The organism is Streptococcus sp. GMD4S, from assembly GCF_000296955.1.
Window position 1 is genome coordinate 1 of the sequence record NZ_AJRE01000085.1, and the last position, 5,887, is coordinate 5,887.

The 5,887-nt window shown below is 41.1% G+C and carries 7 protein-coding genes and 1 pseudogene; all 8 read right to left on the reverse strand.

Annotation, left to right across the window (positions count from 1 at the left end; all coding sequences use genetic code 11):
- Nucleotides 1–456, reverse strand: a 456-nt coding sequence (locus GMD4S_RS06700) for a TRAM domain-containing protein (RefSeq protein WP_000914543.1), incomplete at its 3' end; no start/stop codon positions are given.
- A gap of 74 nt (nt 457–530) precedes the next feature.
- A complete protein-coding gene (locus GMD4S_RS06705) occupies nt 531–1,505 on the reverse strand; it encodes a DUF1002 domain-containing protein (protein ID WP_001227745.1) in 975 nt (324 codons plus the stop codon).
- Nucleotides 1,506–1,591: 86 nt separating this feature from the next.
- Complete coding sequence (locus GMD4S_RS06710; protein ID WP_008289362.1) at nt 1,592–2,194, reverse strand: lysozyme family protein; 603 nt, start codon at nt 2,192–2,194, stop codon at nt 1,592–1,594.
- Nucleotides 2,194–3,168: a nucleoid-associated protein gene (locus GMD4S_RS06715; protein ID WP_000356117.1), complete on the reverse strand. Its 975-nt coding sequence runs from the start codon at nt 3,166–3,168 to the stop codon at nt 2,194–2,196. The genes GMD4S_RS06710 and GMD4S_RS06715 overlap by 1 nt, the downstream gene beginning before the upstream one ends.
- Before the next feature lie 7 nt (nt 3,169–3,175).
- Nucleotides 3,176–4,432 (reverse strand): serine hydroxymethyltransferase, encoded by a 1,257-nt coding sequence (glyA, locus tag GMD4S_RS06720; protein ID WP_000575510.1) that lies wholly within the window; start codon nt 4,430–4,432, stop codon nt 3,176–3,178.
- 60 nt (nt 4,433–4,492) lie between these two features.
- Nucleotides 4,493–4,924, reverse strand: a complete 432-nt coding sequence (locus GMD4S_RS06725; protein WP_000945726.1) for a GNAT family N-acetyltransferase — start codon at nt 4,922–4,924, stop codon at nt 4,493–4,495.
- A gap of 1 nt (nt 4,925) precedes the next feature.
- Nucleotides 4,926–5,528 (reverse strand): L-threonylcarbamoyladenylate synthase, encoded by a 603-nt coding sequence (locus tag GMD4S_RS06730; RefSeq protein ID WP_000969272.1) that lies wholly within the window; start codon nt 5,526–5,528, stop codon nt 4,926–4,928.
- Nucleotides 5,512–5,887, reverse strand: a pseudogene (locus GMD4S_RS06735) (peptide chain release factor N(5)-glutamine methyltransferase); the annotation flags it as partial. The pseudogene GMD4S_RS06735 and the gene GMD4S_RS06730, both read right to left, overlap by 17 nt.

Here is a 5,887-nt window from a genome sequence, read left to right on the forward strand (position 1 = left end):
GTCGTGCGAATTCTTACGGAAAAAGCCAGTTTCCAAGATACCATTCACTCGACGAACGGGCACCTGTGCCTTATTTCGATACTTGACTGGATGTTCCATGCCGAGCGTTTCAGCGACCTCTACTTCTGTAATACCAGCAATCTTGTAGAGACTGTCTTTGACTTGCTTGGTTTTAAACTTGAGCTGCTCTGGATAGGCAAGGTGACCTAGATCCGCAATTCCTGAACGCAGGTAAGCCAGATCTAGATCTTGATTACGGTGTGGTGACTGGATAAGGTATTCTTCCACTTTCCCAAAGCCAATCTTTTTATTGATTTTGAGGACACGCATGAGGATTTTCTCAGTTGGTAGAGCATTTTCTACAAAGAAAACCAAACCTTCTATCTTAGCAACCCCTGCACCTTCATGAGTCAAATCAACAATTTCAACTTCTACAATATCATTTTTCTTTAACATATTTTTCACTTTCTATCGGCCGACAAAAAAAGACGGCAACATTTCTGTTACCATCTATTATATCATGAAATGACCTAAGCACCAAAACTCTTGAAGAAGTTGACAATGGCTTGCCAAAGAGAGCTAAAGAAGTTGCCCCCCTCTTCTAGCGCTTTATTGGCATCAAAGTTGAGGTTGATATTTTTAAAACTATCACCAGCTTGGGAAACGATGCTTTGTTTGAGATCATTTAGGGTTTTAGTAAAATCAGCATTTTTCAAGATGTCACTCTTTGAGAGGTTGAGCGCAAAATTGATGATGATATTGACCTGGTTTCCTGTTATAACCTGATCGAGTTTGTAGTTTTTTAGAGTGTCTTCAACGATTTTTCGGACATCTTCTTCTGTCAGATTTCCTTTGGCTTCTTTTGCCTTTGCGATTCCTGCTTTGATATCTGTCATAGCCGCATTGAGCTTATTGGCATCGTAGCCTGACTTGTCCTTGTTTTCAGCATTGATATCGGACAAGGCTTTTAGTTCTTCTTGGGCTAGGTCTTTATTGGCTTGCGGTACTTTAGCACCATTGGCCTCTAATGAGTAGTAAATCCCAGCTAGGGCGCTCTCACCTGTAACTGGTATGGGAGCTGCAACTGTGATTTTGGCATGCTCAACTCCCAGGGTCACTGCTGCATTACGGTACATATCCTGCGTCACCTTTGTGATATTTTCAGGCGTTTCAATCTTGACCTCTAGAGGTGATTTGTCACCTAGCTTTTGAATCTTAGCCGATGAATAGAGTTGTAGACTAGCATCATTAGCCACATTCATAATTTTCGAATAGATATCAGGTGTCATTGTTTTGATATCTTTGGTGTCTTTTGATGCGTCATAGCCAAGTTTGCTAAGAGTTCTATTTTTCTGGTCTTCAGTTAGTGAAGAACCAAGCACATATTCAGGTTGTACATAGGTTTCATCGATTACTTTTTGAACATCTGTTGCTGCGTGGACACTCGTCATAGCTGTTGCTGCCCACAAAACTGCAGCGCTTGTTAGAAAGAGTTTCTTTCTCATGGGATATTCCCTCCTTTACCTTTCTAGGGTAATAAAACAATCTTAAAGAAAGCTTATAGCGAAAAACACCTGGAAAAACCAGATGCTTAGAAGAAATTAAAGAATTTCATGATGTACAGGTTAAAGCGTACCTGTCGCGAATAGTAATAATTTCCACCATTTTCATAGAGTTCTGCACCATGAAAGATAGAAATTGGGTTGATGTAGGTATAGGTCTTCCCAGTGGTATTTCCAAGGATAGGAGCGACCGTTTCTCGGGAATAACGCTTGGCTAATGCTAGTGTATTTTCCTTACCATTCTGAGCGATAAAGTCTATATAGGCAGGTCCAAAATTATAGGCTTGAACGGCCGTCCAGACATCCACTCCTTTGTTTTGAGCAAGATAAAGGTTATCTGTAAGAGTTTGAATGCCTTGCCGAATGCTAGAGGCATTATCATTGATGGTGTTGGTGGAGCCACTTGCAGACTCACTAGACTGCATAACATCGCCTTCTTTTCCTTTGGTTTCGGTATAAATCATGGCGAGCACCAACTCTTCATTGGCTGGAGTATCTCTTTCACTGAGAATTTCCCGAACCATAGGTTGGTAGGTCATGACTTGCTTTACATCCTGACGAATGTGGTAGGCTTTGTATCCAGCAAAAAGGAGGACTGCTAGCACTAGCATTCTTCTTATAAATTTAAACATTATTTACTTTGAATATCCTCAATATTTTTGATTAAGATAGAATAGGTTCCATTGTCGTTTTGGATAAATTCAACAGACTCCGCGTCTTGGTATACATTATTTGGAACGATAAGTTCGATTCCATTTGACAAGGAAAGTTTTTGGTTTTCAAATTTCTTGAGTTGGCGACTGGCATCAATTTCATCGAACTGAACCGGTTCTGGTACAGCTTCCTTGACTTGGTCGATAAAACTTAGACGAGCTGTCAGGTTGTTATCAAAAAGGTCATTAGCCAATTTCTCAGGTGACAGTTCGTTGCTTTCTTCAAGATTGTTGAAAATCGCTGATTTGACCTTGGATTGGAATTGAAAATCATCTGTGTTAAAGGACTCTGCAATTCTCTGAGCTGTTTTTTCCAGTTCCTTGATGGATTTTTTTGGCGAAATCTTAGGGGCAACGTTTAAGAGATTGTCTGAAAAATAGTTCAAGAAAGCCCCGTTGTACTTGATTCGTTTTTCGATCAAATGGTACTTGCGACTTTGAAGATTGATGACCAAAGCCTCATCAGCCCCCGTTCCAAATCCAGGCAGGTTATTCTGAGTCATCTTGATTGGATTATCAACTTCTCCTCCAAGGTGAGTCAAGGTCTCACGTAGAGCAATTCGCAAGAAAGCGAAATGCTCTACGCCTTCTTTATAAAACTGAACAAAAACCAAGTCATTGGTCTTGAGATTTTCAGAAATGCTGAACTCCTCTTTCCAGAGATTAGCCAGTGTTACTGATGTCTCCAACAAATCGTCTGTGATGTGATTGAAGAAGGGATTTTCTTCCTCGAAAATCCCAGTCTTAGCTTCATCTGAATACACACGTTCAATTTTTTTGCGCAGGTATTCTTCGATTTTTGGAGTGATATTGAGAAACTTATCCGCTAAGAACAACTCAGTATCGTCTGGGCTGAACTGATGGATAATAGCTTTCTTAATATAAATGTCCATAAAAGTATTAGTCCTCGTATAGTGGGAAGGCATCTGTCAACGCTTTGACTTCACTTCTCACTTCTTCTAAGACAGCTTCATTTTCTGCATTCTTAAGAGTTTTAATGATGAGTTCAGCCACTTTACGGCTTTCTTCCTCACCAAATCCACGTGCAGTGATGGCTGCAGATCCGATACGAATTCCACTTGTCTTGAATGGTGACAAGGTTTCGTATGGAATTGAGTTTTTATTTAGGGTAATATTGACTTCATCCAGCAAGTTTTGAGCAACTTTTCCGTTTTCTACAACCTTAGTCACATCAACAAGGAAGAGGTGATTTTCAGTACCGCCAGAAATGATACGGAAATCAGGGTCTTGCAAGAAGACTTCAACCATAGCCTTGCTGTTTTTGATGACATTGGCAGCATATTCCTTGAAGGCTGGATCCAAAACTTCTTTGAATGAAACCGCCTTAGCAGCGACAACATGCTCCAAAGGACCACCTTGAATACCAGGGAAAATAGCTGAGTTGATTTTCTTAGCAAGTTCTTCGTCATTAGTCAAAATCAAGCCACCACGAGGTCCACGAAGGGTTTTGTGGGTCGTTGTTGTAGTGATATGAGCGTATGGCACTGGGCTTGGATGAAGTCCAGCTGCAACCAAACCAGCGATATGGGCCATATCGACCATGAGCTTAGCACCAACAGCATCTGCGATTTCACGGAATTTTGAGAAGTCAATAATTTGAGAATAGGCTGAAGCACCCGCTACAATTAATTTTGGTTTTACTTCTTGGGCTTGTTTCAAGATAGCATCAAAGTCCAAAAGTTCCGTTTCAGGATTCACACTGTAAGAAACAAAGTTGTAGGTTTGACCAGAGAAGCTAACTGGAGCTCCGTGGGTCAAGTGACCACCTGCTGCCAAATCCATCCCCATAACGGTATCACCTGGCTCAATCAAAGCCATATATGCTGCACAGTTGGCTTGGCTTCCTGAGTGAGGTTGGACATTGGCGAATTTAGCACCGAAAATTTCTTTTGCACGTTCAATAGCTAAAGTTTCTACCACGTCTACTACATCAGTTCCACCATAATAACGGCGTCCTGGGTAACCCTCGGCATATTTGTTTGTCAAGATAGACCCTTGAGCTGCCATAACAGCCTTGGAAACCACGTTTTCCGAAGCAATCAACTCGATATTGTTTTGTTGGCGTTCTTCTTCTTTGGCAATAGCATTCCAGAGATCAGCATCGTATGCTTTAAAATCGTCTTTGTCAAAAATCATAGGTCTTCTCCTTTATAGTGTGACTGGTCCTTTAGTTTGTTTTTCCAATAAGAAAATAAACTAAAAGATGCGAATAAACCGTTTCTGCATTTTATCACAAGTATAACCAACTTTTTCATAAAATGCATGAGCTCCCAGACGATGATCAGCAGAGTTTAAGCGGATAAACCCATACCCCCGTCTTTTTGCTTCTTGATCCAACCCTTGCAGTAAGCTTTTACCGATACCTTGCCCTTGTGCTTGAGGCGAAACCGCTAAGCCTAAGATATTAAATCCTACTTTGGAATAAAGGGATTCATAAACTTCAGCATGGACATAGCCAAGTAGGACATGACTGGCTGCATCCTCATAGCCAAGTAGGAAATGATGAGAATCCTGAGATAATTTAGCTAGTTGACTAGCTGTGTCCTCTGGACTAAAAGAATAACCCAAAGCCTCTTGGTTAATCTCACATATAGCATTCACATCTGTTTCTTGCAAATTTCTTAGCATCTCATTCCTCCTCAAAAGAAATCTCTGGCAACTGTGCAAGAATATCTTCTCGCTTAATCGCCCCCTGGCGTAAGATTTTCACCTTGTCTCCAGACAAATCCAAAATCGTCGAATCCTGTCCAGTTAGAAAAGCGTCGTCCTCCAGTCCCAAAACCTCTTGGTCAAAATCCTCTAGAATTTGAGCAAAGGTCACGCCACTCGCCTGACCCGAGATATTGGCAGACGGCCCAATCAAAGGACCTGTCTCTCGAATCAAATCAAGTGTAATGGGGTGACTCGGCATCCGAAATCCGACAGTTGCAAGACCAGAGTTGACCCAATAGGGAACTCGGTCATTGGCTTCGAGGATAATGGTCAAGGGACCCGGTAAAAAGGCCTCTACAAGCTTTTGTAGATAAGTTGGCTGATTCTTTGAAAAGTGCAAGATGTCCTCTAGAAAAGCGACATTAAGATTGAGTGCCTTATCTCTAGGACGACGTTTGAGTTTGTAAACATGGTCGACAGCTTTTTCGTCTAAGGCCTTAGCAAAGAGACCATAAACTGTCTCTGTAGGCAAAACAACAGCTCCGCCCTTTTCCAACTCTTGTCTAATCCTGTCCATCATCAACTACAACCATCCTATCTTGACCAAATTGGTCTTTGAGTGTTCGTACTCGTTTTTCAGGAAGATATTTCCTAAAAAGCGCAGGAACACTTTGACCTTGCTTGTATCCAATTTCAAGGTAAATCTTACCACCATCTGTGAGATAGTCTTTTGCATCTTCCGCAATTCTGCGATAAATAGCTAGGCCATCCTCATCTGCAAAGAGAGCTAGATGAGGTTCTGAATGCAAAACATTCAAACCAACCTCTGACTCATCTTCACGAGAGATATAGGGTGGATTGGATACAATTATATCATATTTTTCAGAAATTTCTGCAAAACAATCAGATTTTTTAAAAAATATATTAAGATTTTGATTT